Genomic DNA, 16,340 nt, shown 5'->3' on the forward strand with positions numbered 1-16,340 from the left:
GTTAAAGGACCGAAGCGGTCTGCGGCAATCTCGGCTGCTTATAGAGGTCCAGCAGCACCTGATCCAGCACCGACGATGCCCCAAACGGCGCCTTGTCGTTCAGAATCGCTACCACCGCCCAGGTATTGCCATTCACATCACGGCTGAAGCCGGCAATCGCCCGCACAGTGTTGAGGGTGCCGGTCTTGACGTGAGCTTCGCCGCGCATGGCAGTCGTCTTCAGGCGTTTACGCATGGTCCCGTCGGTGCCGGCGATCGGCAGCGAGCTGATGTATTCGGCGGCATAGGGGCTGTGCCACGCGGCTTGCAGCATGGCCGCCATCTCACGGGCGCTGACGCGTTCAGCGCGGGACAAACCGGAGCCGTTCTCCATTACCAGGTGCGGCGCGGTGATGCCTTTCTTCGCCAGCCATTGCCGAACCACACGTTGCCCGGCCTTGGCGTCGTCACCGTCGGCGTCGTTGCGGAATTTCTGCCCAAGGCTCAGGAACAGCTGCTGGGCCATGGTGTTGTTACTGTATTTGTTGATGTCGCGGATGATTTCCGCCAGGTCCGGCGAGTAGGCGCGCGCGAGCAGTTTGGCGTTGCCCGGGGTCGCTGCCAGACGATCCTTGCCCTGGATGCTGCCACCCAGTTCTTTCCAGATCGCGCGCACGGCGCCGGCGGTGTAGGTCGCGTGGTCAAGCAGCGACAGGTAAGTCTGCGAGCTGCAGCCCTCACCCAACTGGCCGGCAACGGTCACGGTGACGCTGCCGTCCGCTTGCGGCACCGGGTTGTAGCGCACGCCGCCGGTGCACTGCTTGGAGTTCAGTGCCTTGACGGTGTTCTCGATGCGTACGGTGGCAATCGGCGGTTCCACCGAGATCAGCACCCGGCCATTGTCGTTGCGGGCAACAAAGCGCAGGGCCTTGAGGTTGACCAGCAGCGAGTCGGGTTTGACCAGAAACGGCTTGTTCTCGTCGTTGCCGTCATCGTTGAATTCCGGCAACACCGGTTGCACGAAGAAATTGCGGTCGAGGATCAGGTCACCGGTGACCTGAGTCACGCCGTTGGCGCGCAGGTCGCGCATCAGTAGCCAGAGTTTTTCCATGTTCAGCTTAGGATCGCCGCCACCCTTGAGGTAGAGGTTGCCGTTGAGGATGCCGCCGTTGAGATCACCGTCGGTGTAGAACTCGGTCTTCCACTGATGGTTGGGGCCGAGCATTTCCAGCGCCGCGTAGGTGGTAACCAGTTTCATCGTCGAGGCCGGGTTGACCGACACGTCGGCGTTGAACACGGTCGGCGTGCCCGGGCCGTCGAGCGGCACCATTACCAGCGACAGGGCGGTGGGCTGCAACTTGCTCGCCTTGAGGGCCTTTTCGACGTTGGGGGTCAGGGAAGTATTGATGGTGGCAGCAGAAACAGGCAGGGCCAGAGGCAGAAGTAGGCCGGCGAGAAACAGTGGACGCAACGATTTGATCATATGAAATAAAACCCTACAGCCGAGGGGAAAAAAACGAGGACATGGATGAAAAGGTCCTCAGTGGTCACGAAAGTGTCGGCATTATGCCCCAAGGTGTAACCGATTGTGCCGTCCTCGGGGTGGCGATTCGCTGATTTTTTTACAGGCGGTCAGCCGCTGTGTCTACAGAGGCGGGCAATCGACGGCTTAAACTGGTAAAGTGCCCGCCGTATTTACTTAAGAGGATTGTTCCAATGGCGACTAACCGTTCCCAGCGTCTGCGCAAAAAACTGTGCGTTGATGAATTTCAAGAGCTGGGTTTCGAACTGAACCTGGACTTCAAAGAAGACTTGTCCGAAGAAGCCATTGACGCTTTCCTCGAAGCATTCATCAAAGAAGCCATGGAAGCCAACGGTCTGGGTTATGTTGGCGGCGACGACTTCGGTCTGGTTTGCCTGCAGAAGCGTGGCTCGGTCAACGAAGAGCAGCGTGCTGCCGTTGAAGCCTGGCTGAAAACCCGCTCCGAGCTGACCAAGTATGAAGTCAGCCCGTTGCTGGACGTTTGGTATCCGGAAAAGCCGATCAACGCGGCTAAGTGATACTGAAAAAACGGCGACCTGAGGGTCGCCGTTTTTTTTCGTCGATCAAAAGATCGCAGCCTCGTTTCACTCGACAGCTCCTACAGGGGAGCGCGATCTCCTGTAGGAGCTGCCGAAGGCTGCGATCTTTTCAGGCTTTGCGCCAGTTCAGGATCACCAACGTCAAAACCCCCGCAACAATCCCCCAAAACGCCGATCCGATAGAAAACAGCGTCAACCCCGACGCCGTGACCATAAAGGTAATCAGCGCCGCCTCACGCTCCTTCACCTCGCTCATGGCAATGCTCAAACCATTGATGATCGAGCCAAACAGCGCCAACGCCGCAATCGACAGCACCAGTTCCTTCGGCAACGCCGCGAACAACGCCGCCAATGTCGCGCCAAACACCCCGGCAATCCCGTAGAAAATCCCGCACCAGACTGCTGCGGTGTAGCGTTTGTTGCGATCCTCATGGGCGTGCGGCCCGGTGCAGATCGCTGCGCTGATCGCCGCGAGGTTGATGCCGTGGGAGCCGAACGGCGCCAGCAAGAGCGAGGCGATGCCGGTAGTGGTGATCAAGGGCGAGGCCGGTACGGTGTAGCCATCGGCGCGCAAAACGGCGATGCCGGGCATGTTCTGCGAGGTCATCGCCACCACAAACAATGGAATGCCGATGCTGATGGTCGCGGCCAGCGAAAAGTGCGGCGTCGTCCACACCGGTGTTGCCAGTTCCAGATGAAAACCGCTGAAATCCAGCAACCCCATGAAGCCCGACAGCGCGGTGCCGATCAGCAGCGCGGCGAGCACCGCATAACGCGGCGATAGGCGCTTGACCACTAAGTAAGTGAAGAACATGCCCAGCACCAGCGCGGTACGGTGTTGCGCGGCGACGAAGATTTCGCTGCCGATCTTGAACAGAATCCCCGCCAGCAATGCCGCCGCCAAGGAGGCCGGGATCTTTTTCACCAGCCGTTCGAAGCTGCCGGTCAGGCCGCAAATGGTCACTAACACGGCGCAGGTGATGTAGGCGCCAATCGCCTCGCCGTAACTGACGCCGCCGAGGCTGGTGATCAGCAATGCCGCACCCGGCGTCGACCAGGCGATGGTGATCGGCGTGCGGTAGCGCAGCGACAGGCCGATCGAACACACCGCCATGCCGATCGAAATCGCCCAGATCCACGAGGAAATCTGCCCGCTGGTCAGGCCCGCCGCTTGCCCGGCCTGGAACATCAGCACCAGCGAGCTGGTGTAACCGGTCATCATCGCGATGAACCCGGCGACGATGGCCGACGGCGACGTGTCGGCCAGCGGGCGCAGTTGAGTGTGCGTGGCGTCGTTCATGACAGCGGTGTTCCTTATACAGATGATATTCCCCTGTAGGAGCTGCCGAAGGCTGCGATCTTTTGATGTTGCTTTTTAAAAACAAGATCAAAAGATCGCAGCCTGCGGCAGCTCCTACATGACGCGGGCGGCGGATTCTGCGATCAAGCCTAAACTCAATCGTAACGGATCGTTGCAATACAGCCGAGGTCACAAACAGCCATACAGTCGTGTTGCCACCATCCATTGTGTACAATCGCGGTGTTTTTTACGCGATACTTGCCAGCGACCTACTGTGCCGTATTACAGTCACGGTCTATTCGCCGCAGTTCTCCCGACTCGAGTGCCCATGAACGAACAGTTGCAACCCCTCAAGAAACAACCGCGAGCAGGCAAAGCCGGCCGCAGCGGAACCCAGGACGATATTGTCTACGCGCATATCTTCGAGGCCATCCTCGAACAGCGTCTGGCGCCCGGCACAAAATTGAGCGAAGAAGCGCTGGGGGAAATCTTCGGGGTCAGCCGCACCATCATTCGCCGTGCGCTGTCGCGTCTGGCCCATGAAGGCGTGGTGCTGTTGCGGCCGAACCGTGGCGCCGTCGTTGCCAGCCCGAGCGTTGAAGAAGCGCGTCAGGTGTTCATGGCGCGCCGTCTGGTCGAACGCGCGATCACTGAATTGGCCGTGCTGCACGCCACCGCCGAACAGATCGCCGAACTGCGCCAGATGGTCAACGACGAACGCGACAGCTTCTCCCGTGGTGATCGCGGCGCCGGCATTCGCCTGTCGGGTGAATTTCACTTGAAACTCGCCGAAGCGGCGAAAAACGCACCGCTGGTGAGCTTCCAGCGCAGCCTGGTCTCGCAGACCTCGCTGATCATTGCCCAGTATGAAAGCGGCAACCGTTCGCACTGCTCGTATGACGAACACACGCAATTGATCGACGCGATCGAAGCGCGCAACGGCGAGCTGGCAGTGGATTTGATGATGCACCACATGGATCACATCGACAGCAAGCTCAACCTCGACGAGGAAGGCGCGTCGGATGACCTGCATGCGGTGTTCTCGCATTTGTTGCAGACCAAGAAGCCAGGGCGCCCTGCGGCCAAGCTCTGAGCTGATACCGAGTCGCGCCCTTCGCGAGCAGGCTCGCTCCCACAGGGGCATGCATTTCAACTGTGGGAGCGAGCCTGCTCGCGAAGGCGATCTGACAGGCAACAAAAAATCCCCCGGGGCTGAACACCTCCGGGGGATTTTTTTGTGCCTGTGAAAACTCAGCGCTGATGCACCAACGCACCCGCCGCATACGTCTGCTGCACCGTGCGGTCATCCCCCAGCGTCATCAACACAAACAACGTTTCGGCAATGTTATTGGTCTGCTTCAAGCGGTAGCTCAGCAGCGGCGTAGCGTTGTAGTCCAGCACCAGGAAGTCGGCGTCGGAATCGGGTTGCAGGTTGCCGATCTTGTCTTCCAGACGCAGCGCCCGCGCGCCACCGAGGGTCGCCAGGTACAGCGACTTGAACGGACTCAGTCGCGCACCTTGCAGTTGCATCACTTTGTACGCTTCGTTCAGCGTCTGCAGCAGCGAGAAGCTGGTGCCGCCGCCGACGTCAGTGCCGAGGCCGACATTGAGTTTGTGCTTCTCGGCCATCGGCAAGTTGAACAAGCCGCTACCGAGGAAGAAGTTCGAAGTCGGGCAGAACGAGATTGCCGAGCCGGTTTCCGCCAGTCGCGCGCATTCGTCGTCGCACAGGTGTACGCCGTGAGCGAACACCGAGCGTTCGCCGAGCAATTTGTAGTGGTCGTAAACGTCGAGGTAGCCCTTGCGCTCCGGGAACAGCTCCTTGACCCATTCGATTTCCTTGAGGTTCTCGCTGATGTGGGTCTGCATGTACAGATCCGGATATTCGGTCAGCAACTGGCCGGCGAGGGTCAGTTGTTCCGGGGTGCTGGTCGGGGCGAAACGCGGGGTCACCGCGTAGTGCAGACGACCCTTGCCGTGCCAGCGCTCGATCAGCGCTTTGCTCTCGACGTAGCTCGATTCGGCGGTGTCAGTCAGGTAATCAGGCGCGTTGCGGTCCATCATCACCTTGCCGGCGATCATCCGCAGGTCGAGCTTCTCGGCCGCTTCGAAGAACGAGTTCACCGACTGCGGGTGCACGCTGCCGAACACCAGCGCGGTGGTGGTGCCGTTGCGCAGCAGTTCTTTGATGAATATGTCCGCAACGTCGTCAGCGTGGGCCTTGTCGCCGAACTGGCTTTCGCAAGGGAAGGTGTAGGTGTTCAACCAGTCGAGCAGTTGCTCACCGTAGGCACCGACCATGCCGGTTTGCGGCAAGTGAATATGGGTGTCGATGAAGCCCGGGGTGATCAGCGCGTCCTTGTAATGCTCGATTTCGATGTCCGCCGGCAACGTCGGCAGCAAATCACTGGCATGGCCAAGGGCGCTGATCTTGCCGCCATCGACCACCAGCAGGCCATCCTCGAAATATTCGTAGGAGGCTTCGATCCCGACTTCGGCGGGGTCGGCGATGCTGTGCAGGATGGCGGCGCGGTAGGCTTTACGAGTCAGAGGCATGAGGGTTCTCTAATCAGTTTGAGGCTTTGAGTTTGGCGGCCTGACTGCGCCGCGAAACCGGCAGCAGTTTGGCAATCGGTTCGGCGCTGGCAGTCTGCTGGCCGAAGTTGGCGTTATAGGTGGCGATGATTTCGCCAGCGATGGAGATGGCGATTTCCACAGGCAGTTTGCCTTTGACTTCGCCGATGCCCATCGGGCAGCGCATGCGTTGCACGACGCCGCTGTCGATACCGCGATCACGCAGGCGGTGTTCGAACTTCGCGCGTTTGGTCTTCGAGCCAATCAGGCCGAAGTAGGCGAAGTCGTTGCGCTTGAGAATCGCGGCAGTGAGTTCAAGGTCGAGCTGATGGTTGTGGGTCATGACGATGCAATAACTGCCAGCGGGCAGGTCATCGATTTCATCCACAGGCTCTTCGGAAACGATTTTACGCACGCCGTGGGGGATCTGTTCGGGGAATTCGGCATCGCGCGAATCGATCCAGCGCACCCGGCAGGGCAGGCTGGCGAGCAGCGGCACCAAAGCGCGGCCGACGTGGCCGGCACCGAACACGGCGATTTGCGCCTGCACCTGGCCCATCGGTTCGAACAGCAACACGGTGGCGCCGCCGCAGCACTGGCCAAGGCTGGCGCCGAGGCTGAAACGCTCCAGATGGGTGTCCTGCTTACCGCTGGCGAGCATTTCGCGGGCGATCTGCATGGCTTTGTATTCCAGATGCCCGCCACCGATGGTGTCGAAACTCTGGTTGGCGCTGATGACCATTTTCGAGCCGGCGTTGCGTGGCGTCGAGCCGAGTTCTTCGATGATCGTCACCAGAACGCAGGGTTCGCCCTGGTTCTGCAGGTCGGCGAGGGCGTCGATCCAGTTGTACATGTTCACCTCGACATCTTCGTTGTCTGTTCGGGCCTCTTCGCGAGCAAGCCCGCTCCCACATTTGGAATGCATTCCCCTGTGGGAGCGAGCCTGCTCGCGAATGGCCGCGCCTCGGTCTTTAGAGCGGAGCCAGCTCGGTTTCAGTCGCAACCGCTTTCACGGTCTTGAGCTGACGCATCTGCTCGCAACCCCACAACACCCGCTCCGGCGTCGCCGGCGCATCGATCTGCGGCTGATGCTTGTAGTCACCGAGGCTCGCCACCGCATCCTTGATCGCACACCACGACGCAATCCCGAGCATGAACGGCGGCTCTCCGACAGCCTTGGAATGGAACACCGTGTCTTCCGGGTTCTTGCGGTTTTCCACCAGTTTCACCCGCAGGTCGAGCGGCATGTCCGCCACGGCCGGGATCTTGTAGCTGGCCGGGCCGTTGGTCATCAGCTTGCCTTTGTTATTCCAGACCAGCTCTTCCATGGTCAGCCAGCCCATGCCCTGGATGAAGCCACCCTCGACCTGACCGATGTCGATGGACGGGTTCAGCGAGGCGCCGACGTCGTGCAGGATGTCGGTACGCAGCATCTTGTATTCGCCGGTCAGGGTGTCGACGATCACTTCGCAGCACGCCGCGCCAAAGGCGAAGTAGTAGAACGGACGGCCACGCGCCTGGCTGCGGTCGTAGTAGATTTTCGGGGTTTTGTAGAAGCCGGTGCTCGACAGCGACACCTGGTTGAAATACGCCTGCTGGATCAGCGCTTCAAAGGTCAGGATGTGATCGCGAACACGCACGTGGCCGTTGTGGAATTCAACATCTTCTTCAGTGACTTTGAAGTGCCGCGCAGCGAATTCGATCAAGCGTTTCTTGATGATTTCCGCCGCGTTCTGCGCCGCTTTACCGTTAAGGTCAGCACCGCTGGACGCCGCTGTCGGCGAGGTGTTTGGCACCTTGTCGGTGTTGGTCGCGGTGATCTGTACGCGATCCATTTCAACCTGGAACACCTCAGCCACGACCTGCGCGACTTTGGTGTTCAACCCCTGGCCCATTTCGGTGCCGCCGTGGTTCAGGTGGATGCTGCCGTCGGTGTAAATATGGATCAACGCGCCAGCCTGGTTCAAGAAGCTCGCGGTGAAGGAGATACCGAATTTCACCGGGGTCAGCGCCAGACCTTTTTTCAAAATCGGGCTGTTCGCGTTGTAGCGACGGATCGCTTCGCGGCGTTCGTGATACTGGCTGCTTTCTTCCAGTTCAGCGGTCATTTCCTCGAGCATGTTGTGCTCGACGGTCTGGTAGTAATGGGTGACGTTGCGCTCGGTCTTGCCGTAGTAGTTGGCCTTGCGCACCGCCAGCGGATCGAGTTGCAGGTGACGGGCAATTGCGTCCATCACTTCTTCGATCGCGACCATGCCTTGCGGGCCACCGAAACCACGGTACGCGGTGTTCGATGCAGTGTTGGTTTTGCAGCGATGACCGTTGATGGTCGCGTCGCCGAGGTAATAAGAGTTGTCGGAGTGGAACATCGCCCGGTCAACGATGGAGGCGGACAAGTCCGGCGAGCAGCCGCAGTTGCCGGCCAGATCCATGTTGATCCCGTGCAGGCGCCCGGTGCTGTCGAAGCCGACGTCGTATTCGACGTAGAACGGGTGACGCTTGCCGGTCATCAGCATGTCTTCGACGCGCGGCAGGCGCATCTTGGTTGGCTGCCCGGTAAGGTGCGCAACCACCGCGCACAGGCACGCCGGGCTGGCGGCTTGAGTTTCCTTGCCACCGAAACCACCGCCCATGCGGCGCATGTCGACGACGATTTTGTTCATCGACACGTCGAGCACTTCGGCGACCAGTTTCTGCACTTCGGTCGGGTTCTGTGTCGAGCAGTAGACGATCATGCCGCCGTCTTCGGTCGGCATTACCGAGGAGATTTGCGTCTCCAGGTAGAAGTGTTCCTGGCCGCCGATGTGCAGCGTGCCTTGAATGCGGTGTTCAGCCGTCGCCAGTGCGGAGACCGAATCGCCGCGCTGGTGGGTGTGGCTGTCGAGCACGAAGTGGCGTTTGCGCAGGGCTTCGACCACGTCGAGCACCGGTTCGAGATCTTCGTATTCGATGATCGCGGCCATCGCCGCTTTGCGCGCGGTTTCCAGATCTTTCGCCGCGACGGCGAGCACCGGTTGACCGACGAATTGCACGTCATCGATGGCCAGCAGCGGGTCGCCCGGCATCAACGGGCCGATGTCTTTCAAGCCCGGCACGTCTTCGTGGGTGATGGCGATGCGCACGCCTTCGAAGGCGTAGCACGGCGAGGTGTCGATGCTGATGATTTTCGCGTGGGCGCGGTCCGACATGCGTGCATACAGGTGCAGCTGGTTGGGAAATTCCAGGCGATCATCGATGTACTGCGCTTCGCCGGACACGTGCTTGGCGGCGCTGTCGTGCTTGACGCTGCGGCCGACACCGGAGGTCAGGTCCTGGGCGAACAGTTCAGCCAGTTCGGCTTGGGTTTTTTCTACGCCGTGATGGTTAGACATAAGCGGTCACCCGAGTCTCGATGTGCGGTGTTTGCAGTTCGATGAAGTATTTGCGCAGCAGGTTCTGCGCGCTGAGCAGGCGATATTCCTTGCTGGCGCGGAAGTCCGAGAGCGGGGTGAAATCTTCCGCCAGTGCGGCGCAGGCGCGTTCGACCACGGCATTGTTGAACGGCGCACCGATCAACACGGCTTCACAGTGGGCGGCGCGTTTCGGGATCGCGGCCATGCCACCGAAGGCCATGCGTGCATCGGTGATCACGCCGTTTTCGACGCGCAGGTTGAACGCGGCGCAGACGGCAGAGATGTCATCGTCCAGACGCTTGGAGACTTTGTAGGCGCGGAACAACTGTTCAGCCGTGGCGCGCGGCACGATGATCTTCTCGATGAACTCACTTTCCTGACGGGCAGTGACTTTGTAGTCGATGAAGTAATCGTCGAGGTTCAGGGTGCGACGGGTTTCGCCTTTGCACAGCACAACCTGTGCGCCGAGGGCGATCAGCAGCGGTGGCGAGTCACCGATCGGCGAGGCGTTGCCGATGTTGCCGCCGAGGGTACCCTGATTGCGGATTTGCAGCGAGGCGAAGCGGTGCAGCAGTTCGCCGAAGTCCGGGTACTCGGCGTTCAACGCTTCGTAGCAGTCGGAGAGGGCAGTGGCGGCGCCGATTTCGATGCGGTTTTCGAAGGTGTCGATGCGCTTCATTTCCGCGACGTTGCCGACGTAGATCATCACCGGCAGGGTGCGGTGGAACTGGGTGACTTCCAGCGCCAGATCGGTACCGCCAGCGAGCAGGCGTGCTTGTGGGTAAGCATCGTAAAGGTCAGCCAGATCGGCGACGGTCAGCGGCACCAGGCAGCGCTTGTCGCCGCTGTTGAGTTCGCCGATATCGGTCGGAGCGATGGCTTTCAGACGAGCAATGGTGTCTGCTTCGCGGGCATCGAACTGATCCGGTTGCTTGCCACAGCAGGATTGCTCGGCAGCCGCCAGAATCGGCCGGTAGCCGGTGCAGCGGCAGAGGTTGCCGGCCAGCGCTTCGTGGGCCTTGGCGTGATCCGGTGCATCGCTGTTCTTTTGCAGAGCGAACAGCGACATGACGAAACCGGGGGTGCAGAAACCGCACTGCGAACCGTGGCACTCGACCATGGCTTTCTGCACGCTGTGCAGTTCGCCTTTGTGTTTGAGGTCTTCGACACTGATCAATTGCTTGCCGTGCAGCGACGACACAAAGGTCAGGCACGAGTTGAGGCTGCGATAGCGAATATGTTCGCGGCCATCGTCATCCGTCTGCAACTCGCCGACCACTACGGTGCAGGCGCCGCAGTCGCCGCTGGCGCAACCTTCTTTGGTGCCCGATTTACCGACGTGTTCACGCAGGTAATTGAGCACAGTCAGATTCGGGTCCAGGGCGTGCTCGCTACGGAGTTCCTGGTTAAGTAAAAACTGGATCACGGAAGGCCTCGCAGACTCATTATTGTTGTTAACCGACTTGAGCCGAATTTAGCAGGTCTGACTTTTCGGTCAATGGTTTTCTGACTTAAAGGTCAGGAAAATCCATTTCGTCGATCAACAACGTGTCTATTCAGTATTGACCCTCATCGGTCGCCCCGGTTTTTTGTTTGGTTTTCTAAAGAAAACTGCGGGAATCGTGCCAAAAACCGCTGCGTGGGCACTCCGCCATGAGCGTGCATTTGCGCTACACTGCGCCGCTTGTGCAGATCGATAGAGTTTGAAGGACAACCATGACGTTCAAGGCGCCGGACAGCCTCGCCGAGCAAATTGCTCACCACCTCGCCGAACGCATCATTCGTGGCGAAATGAAGCCGGGAGAGCGCATCCAGGAACAGAAGGTCACGCTGGCACTGAATGTCAGCCGCGGCTCGGTCCGCGAAGCCTTGCTGATCCTCGAACGCCGCCACCTGATCGCGATCCTGCCGCGGCGTGGCGCGCACGTCACCGAGCTGACGCCGCACAAGGTGCAGAGCCTGTGCACGCTGATGAGCGAGCTGTACATCCTGCTCGGCAACTCGGTCGCCAATGGCTGGCAAGTACAGTCGGACATGGCGCCGTTCGTGCAGATCCAGCAGCGCCTGACCGCCAGCTTCGAGCGTCAGGACATCCGCAGCTTCGTCGACGACAGCTTCAGCGTGATGCGCGCCGCCTATCCGTTCGCCAATAACCCGTACCTGCAAGAAACGGTCGAGAACCTGCAACCGGCGATGAGCCGCGCGTACTTCCTCGCCCTTGAACAGCGCAAGGCTTCAATGAGCGAGTTCCTCGAACTGTTCGAACGCTTGCTGGCCGCCGTGCTTGCCCGTGATTTGCCGCAGATCCGCATCGTGCTGACGGCGTACGCCCAGCGCAGTTGCGATCTGGTGGTCTCCGCGCTGACGGTTGCCTGAGCGTGCGGCTCAAGTGCATCAAACTGGCGGGATTCAAATCCTTCGTCGACCCGACCACGGTGAACTTCCCCAGTAACATGGCGGCGGTCGTCGGGCCGAACGGTTGCGGCAAGTCGAACATCATCGACGCCGTACGCTGGGTGATGGGCGAAAGTTCGGCGAAGAACCTCCGTGGCGAGTCGATGACCGACGTCATCTTCAACGGTTCGACCAGCCGCAAACCGGTGAGTCAGGCCAGTATCGAACTGGTCTTCGACAACTCCGACGGCACGCTGCTGGGCGAGTACGCGGCGTACGCGGAGATTTCGATTCGCCGCAAAGTCACCCGCGACAGCCAGACCACGTATTACCTCAACGGCACCAAATGCCGGCGTCGCGACATCACCGATATCTTCCTCGGCACCGGCCTCGGCCCGCGCAGCTATTCGATCATCGAGCAGGGGATGATCTCCAAGCTGATCGAATCCAAGCCGGAAGACCTGCGTAACTTCATCGAAGAAGCCGCCGGCATCTCCAAATACAAGGAGCGCCGGCGCGAGACTGAAAACCGTATCCGTCGCACCCACGAAAACCTCGCGCGTCTGACCGACCTGCGCGACGAGCTGGAACGTCAGCTCGAACGCCTGCACCGCCAGGCCGAAGCGGCGAAGAAGTATCAGGAATTCAAAGCCGAAGAACGCCAGCTCAAGGCGCAACTGTCGGCGCTGCGCTGGCAGGATCTCAACGATCAGGTCGGTCAGCGCGAGTCGATCATCGGCACACAGGAAATCAGTTTCGAAGCTTTGGTCGCCGAGCAGCGTAATGCTGACGCGGCCATTGAGCGTCTGCGCGACGGTCACCATGACCTGTCCGAGCGCTTCAATCTGGTGCAGGGGCGCTTCTATTCGGTCGGCGGCGACATCGCCCGGGTCGAGCAGAGCATCCAGCACGGCCAGCAACGTCTGCGACAGTTGCAGGACGATCTGAAAGAAGCCGAGCGCGCCCGTCTGGAAACCGAGTCGCACTTGGGCCACGACCGCACATTGCTGCTGACTCTCGGTGAAGAGCTGGACATGCTCGTGCCCGAGCAGGAAGTCACCAGCGCCGCCGCCGAAGAGGCCGCTGCCGCGCTGGAAGATTCCGAATCGGTCATGCACGGCTGGCAGGAGCAGTGGGATGCGTTCAACCTGACCGCCGCCGAACCGCGTCGTCAGGCCGAAGTGCAGCAGTCGCGCATCCAGCAGCTGGAAACCAGCATGGAGCGTCTCGCTGATCGGCAAAAGCGTCTTGGCGAAGAGCGCGCGCTGCTCTCGGCCGACCCGGAAGACGCGGCGATCATGCAACTCAACGAACAGCTCGCCGAGTCCGAAGCGACTCTCGAAGATTTGCAGACCAGCGAAGAAGCGCAGGTCGAAAAGCTCGAACAACTGCGTCAGGAATTGCAGCAGGCGCTGACCGCGCAGCAACAGGCGCAGGGCGATTTGCAGCGTCTTAATGGTCGCCTGGCATCCCTTGAGGCCTTGCAGCAAGCGGCGCTCGATCCGGGCACCGGCACCGCCGAATGGCTGAAGGAACACAACCTCGCCGAGCGTCCGCGTCTGGCCGAAGGCTTGAAGGTTGAGGCCGGTTGGGAATTGGCGGTGGAAACCGTGCTTGGCGCCGATCTGCAAGCGGTGCTGGTCGACGATTTCAGCGGTTTCGATTTATCCGCTTTCACTCAGGGCGACCTGCGCCTGCTCAGCCCCGGCAATGATGGCGTGCGTGCGGCGGGCAGCTTGCTCGATAAAGTCGAGGCGCAGATCGATCTGTCGCCGTGGCTGGGTCAGGTCAAACCGGTCGACAGTCTTGAGCAGGCATTAGCCTTGCGCGGGCAGTTGAGCGCCGGCGAGAGCCTGATCAGTCGCGACGGTTACTGGATCGGTCGACACTTTTTACGCGTACGACGGGCCAGCGAAGCGGAGAGCGGCATGCTCGCCCGTGGTCAGGAAATCGAAGCGCTGCACCTTGAGCGCGAAGAGAAAGAAGCCACGGTCGAGGCCATGGAGGCCCGTCTGCAAACCCTGCGCGCGCAACAGCGTCAGCAGGAAAACGGCCGCGAACATTTGCGTCGTTTGCTGCAAGACGAAGCGCGTCAGCAAGGCGAATTGAAAGCGCAGTTGTCCGCCGGTAAAGCCAAGGCCGAACAGCTGACCTTGCGTCGCACGCGTCTCGATGAAGAGCTGGTCGAGCTTGGTGAACAGCGCGAACTTGAGCACGAACAAGTCGGCGAAGCGCGCATGCACTTGCAGGAAGCGCTGGATGCCATGGCGCTCGACACCGAGCAGCGCGAGTTGCTGCTGGCCCAGCGTGACAGCCTGCGCGAACGCCTTGATCGCGTGCGTCAGGAAGCGCGGCAGCACAAGGATCACGCACATCAATTGGCCGTGCGTCTCGGCTCTCTGCGTGCGCAGCACGACTCCACGCGTCAGGCGTTGGAGCGTCTGGAAATGCAGTCCGAGCGCCTGACTGAAAAACGCGAACAGTTGAGCCTGAATCTGGAAGAGGGCGAGGCGCCGCTGGAAGAGCTGCGCCTGAAACTCGAAGAGCTGCTCGACAAGCGCATGACCGTCGACGAGGAACTCAAGACCGCACAGATCGCTCTCGAAGACGCTGATCGCGAGCTGCGTGATGCAGAAAAACGCCGGACCCAGGCCGAACAGCAATCGCAATTGATTCGCGGCCAGCTCGAACAGCAACGCATGGAATGGCAAGCCCTGACCGTGCGCCGCAAGGCCTTGCAGGATCAATTGCTGGAAGACGGCTACGATCTCAACGGCGTGCTCGCGACATTAACTGCGCAAGCCAGTGAACGCGAAGCCGAAGAAGAACTCGAACGCATCAATGCGCGGATTCAGCGCTTGGGCGCGATCAACCTCGCGGCTATCGACGAATACACGCAACAGTCCGAGCGCAAGCGTTATCTGGATGCGCAGGATGCCGATCTGGTCGAAGCGCTGGAGACCCTTGAGAACGTCATTCGCAAGATCGACAAGGAAACCCGTAACCGCTTCAAAGATACCTTTGATCAGATCAATGGCGGTTTACAGGCACTTTTTCCAAAAGTTTTCGGTGGTGGACGGGCGTATTTGGAACTGACGGGCGAAGATCTACTCGATACAGGGGTAACGATCATGGCGCAGCCGCCAGGGAAGAAGAACAGCACCATCCATTTGCTCTCCGGCGGGGAAAAAGCCCTGACCGCGCTGGCATTGGTTTTTGCCATCTTCAAGTTGAACCCGGCGCCGTTCTGCATGCTCGATGAAGTTGACGCGCCACTGGATGACGCTAACGTTGGACGCTACGCACGCTTGGTCAAAGAGATGTCGCAGACCGTGCAGTTCATCTATATCACCCACAACAAGATCGCCATGGAAATGGCCGAGCAGTTGATGGGGGTGACGATGCATGAACCGGGTTGTTCGCGACTGGTAGCCGTGGATGTCGAGGAGGCGATGGCGATGGTGGACGCCTGAGCCAGCGTGGTGTCGGAAAGGTAATTTGGTGTTGTAGGACTTTTTTACCGCGTTCGACTTGCTGGCCAATCGACATATTCGCGCAAGCCAATGAGACAGACGGTGTAAAGTTGTCTTTGGTCGTGCTAGTTTAATGTCAATTTTTCGTATACGTGGGCAAAACGCCTGTCAGAACATAGAGTTGGCGCCACGTTTTAAAGCGGTTTGCACAGTGTAAACCCCTTATTTTTCAGCATTTTTTATAGAGGCACGGGATTACATGGAAATCGGTCTGCGCGAGTGGCTGATCGTCATCGGCATCATAGTGATAGCCGGTATTCTTTTCGATGGCTGGCGCCGTATGCGCGGCGGCAAGGGAAAACTGAAATTCCGTCTTGACCGAAGTCTGTCCAACCTGCCGGACGAGGACACCAGCGCTGAGCTGTTGGGCCCGGCCCGCGTTCTGGACAACCATAAAGAACCACAGCTGGACGAACACGATCTGCCGTCGGTGAGCATGCCGGCCCGCGAAGCTCGCGAGCCTCGCGAATCCGCTTCGAAACGTGGCAAGCGTGGCAGCAATGGCCCGGCTCAGGGTGACCTGAACCTCGACCTGGATCTGGACGGCGGCCCGAGCTTCAGCAGCCGTGACGACGATTTTGTTGAAAACACCAAGCCTGCTCCGGCGCTGGTCGAGAAAGATCAGCCGCAAGCCGAGGAAGTTCTGGTGATCAGCGTGATCTGCCGTGACGCTGCGGGCTTCAAAGGCCCGGCGCTGTTGCAGAACATTCTCGAAAGCGGTCTGCGTTTCGGCGAGATGGATATTTTCCATCGCCACGAAAGCATGGCCGGCAACGGTGAAGTGCTGTTCTCCATGGCCAATGCGGTCAAGCCGGGCATCTTCGATCTGGACGACATCGACCATTTCAGCACCCCGGCGGTGAGCTTCTTCCTCGGCCTGCCAGGCCCGCGTCATCCGAAGCAAGCCTTCGACGTGATGGTGGCTGCAGCCCGCAAGCTGTCGCAGGAACTCAATGGCGAACTGAAAGATGACCAGCGCAGTGTTTTGACCGCGCAGACGATTGAGCACTACCGTCAGCGCATCGTCGAATTCGAACGCCGCGCCCTGACCCAGAAGCGCTAAGGCCAGATCAAAAGATCGCAGCC

General features: G+C 59.9%; 11 protein-coding genes. 5 read left to right on the plus strand and 6 right to left on the minus strand.

Translation table 11 applies throughout. The annotated features are described in order from the left end of the window. Position 1 precedes the first annotated feature (1 nt). Positions 2-1,462 carry a D-alanyl-D-alanine carboxypeptidase/D-alanyl-D-alanine-endopeptidase gene (gene dacB, locus C2E19_RS10660; RefSeq protein ID WP_129391472.1) on the minus strand — a complete coding sequence of 487 codons (1,461 nt, stop codon included), beginning with the start codon at positions 1,460-1,462 and terminating at the stop codon, positions 2-4. A 233-nt stretch (positions 1,463-1,695) separates the two neighbouring features. Here dacB and C2E19_RS10665 point away from each other — a divergent pair, with 233 nt between their 5' ends. After that, positions 1,696-2,040: a YggL family protein gene (locus C2E19_RS10665; RefSeq protein ID WP_007916365.1), complete on the plus strand. Its 345-nt coding sequence runs from the start codon at positions 1,696-1,698 to the stop codon at positions 2,038-2,040. A 130-nt stretch (positions 2,041-2,170) separates the two neighbouring features. On the opposite strand, the gene C2E19_RS10670 is transcribed toward C2E19_RS10665, so the two are convergent. After that, entirely contained in the window at positions 2,171-3,361 is a 1,191-nt protein-coding gene (locus C2E19_RS10670; RefSeq protein WP_129391477.1) for a benzoate/H(+) symporter BenE family transporter, read from the minus strand. Between the two features lie 328 nt (positions 3,362-3,689). On the opposite strand from C2E19_RS10670, the gene C2E19_RS10680 reads away from it, so the two are divergent. Then, positions 3,690-4,454 (plus strand): GntR family transcriptional regulator, encoded by a 765-nt coding sequence (locus tag C2E19_RS10680; protein WP_042558515.1) that lies wholly within the window; start codon positions 3,690-3,692, stop codon positions 4,452-4,454. Between the two features lie 158 nt (positions 4,455-4,612). On the opposite strand, the gene guaD is transcribed toward C2E19_RS10680, so the two are convergent. From guaD to xdhA, 4 genes are all read right to left on the minus strand, one after another. Then, positions 4,613-5,917: a guanine deaminase gene (guaD, locus tag C2E19_RS10685; protein WP_129391481.1), complete on the minus strand. Its 1,305-nt coding sequence runs from the start codon at positions 5,915-5,917 to the stop codon at positions 4,613-4,615. Between the two features lie 13 nt (positions 5,918-5,930). After that, positions 5,931-6,788, minus strand: a complete 858-nt coding sequence (gene xdhC / locus C2E19_RS10690; protein WP_129391484.1) for a xanthine dehydrogenase accessory protein XdhC — start codon at positions 6,786-6,788, stop codon at positions 5,931-5,933. A 118-nt stretch (positions 6,789-6,906) separates the two neighbouring features. Beyond that, positions 6,907-9,306, minus strand: coding sequence for a xanthine dehydrogenase molybdopterin binding subunit (xdhB, locus tag C2E19_RS10695; RefSeq protein ID WP_129391487.1), 2,400 nt, complete (start codon positions 9,304-9,306; stop codon positions 6,907-6,909). Continuing rightward, positions 9,299-10,753, minus strand: a complete 1,455-nt coding sequence (gene xdhA, locus C2E19_RS10700) for a xanthine dehydrogenase small subunit (protein ID WP_129391489.1) — start codon at positions 10,751-10,753, stop codon at positions 9,299-9,301. Before xdhA ends, xdhB begins: the two co-directional genes overlap by 8 nt. A gap of 290 nt (positions 10,754-11,043) precedes the next feature. Here xdhA and C2E19_RS10705 point away from each other — a divergent pair, with 290 nt between their 5' ends. The 3 genes from C2E19_RS10705 (at position 11,044) to zipA (ending at position 16,317) form a co-directional block, all read left to right on the plus strand. Next, positions 11,044-11,703, plus strand: a complete 660-nt coding sequence (locus C2E19_RS10705; RefSeq protein WP_008082296.1) for a GntR family transcriptional regulator — start codon at positions 11,044-11,046, stop codon at positions 11,701-11,703. Positions 11,704-11,705: 2 nt separating this feature from the next. Beyond that, the gene (gene smc, locus C2E19_RS10710; protein ID WP_129391492.1) at positions 11,706-15,194 is read left to right on the plus strand and encodes a chromosome segregation protein SMC; all 3,489 of its coding nucleotides are present in this window, start codon (positions 11,706-11,708) and stop codon (positions 15,192-15,194) included. A gap of 259 nt (positions 15,195-15,453) precedes the next feature. Further along, positions 15,454-16,317, plus strand: coding sequence for a cell division protein ZipA (zipA, locus tag C2E19_RS10715; RefSeq protein WP_129391495.1), 864 nt, complete (start codon positions 15,454-15,456; stop codon positions 16,315-16,317). Positions 16,318-16,340: the final 23 nt, after the last annotated feature.

The sequence above is a fragment of the Pseudomonas sp. DTU12.3 genome (assembly GCF_004124275.1).
GTDB lineage: Bacteria > Pseudomonadota > Gammaproteobacteria > Pseudomonadales > Pseudomonadaceae > Aquipseudomonas > Aquipseudomonas helmanticensis.

Coding starts and splice junctions, on each gene's coding strand:
- xdhC (WP_129391484.1), bottom strand. CDS start 6,788: ATGTACAACTGGATCGACGCCCTCGCCGACCTGCAGAACCAGGGCGAA.
- C2E19_RS10705 (WP_008082296.1), top strand. CDS start 11,044: ATGACGTTCAAGGCGCCGGACAGCCTCGCCGAGCAAATTGCTCACCAC.
- xdhB (WP_129391487.1), bottom strand. CDS start 9,306: ATGTCTAACCATCACGGCGTAGAAAAAACCCAAGCCGAACTGGCTGAA.
- guaD (WP_129391481.1), bottom strand. CDS start 5,917: ATGCCTCTGACTCGTAAAGCCTACCGCGCCGCCATCCTGCACAGCATC.
- C2E19_RS10665 (WP_007916365.1), top strand. CDS start 1,696: ATGGCGACTAACCGTTCCCAGCGTCTGCGCAAAAAACTGTGCGTTGAT.
- C2E19_RS10680 (WP_042558515.1), top strand. CDS start 3,690: ATGAACGAACAGTTGCAACCCCTCAAGAAACAACCGCGAGCAGGCAAA.
- dacB (WP_129391472.1), bottom strand. CDS start 1,462: ATGATCAAATCGTTGCGTCCACTGTTTCTCGCCGGCCTACTTCTGCCT.
- C2E19_RS10670 (WP_129391477.1), bottom strand. CDS start 3,361: ATGAACGACGCCACGCACACTCAACTGCGCCCGCTGGCCGACACGTCG.
- zipA (WP_129391495.1), top strand. CDS start 15,454: ATGGAAATCGGTCTGCGCGAGTGGCTGATCGTCATCGGCATCATAGTG.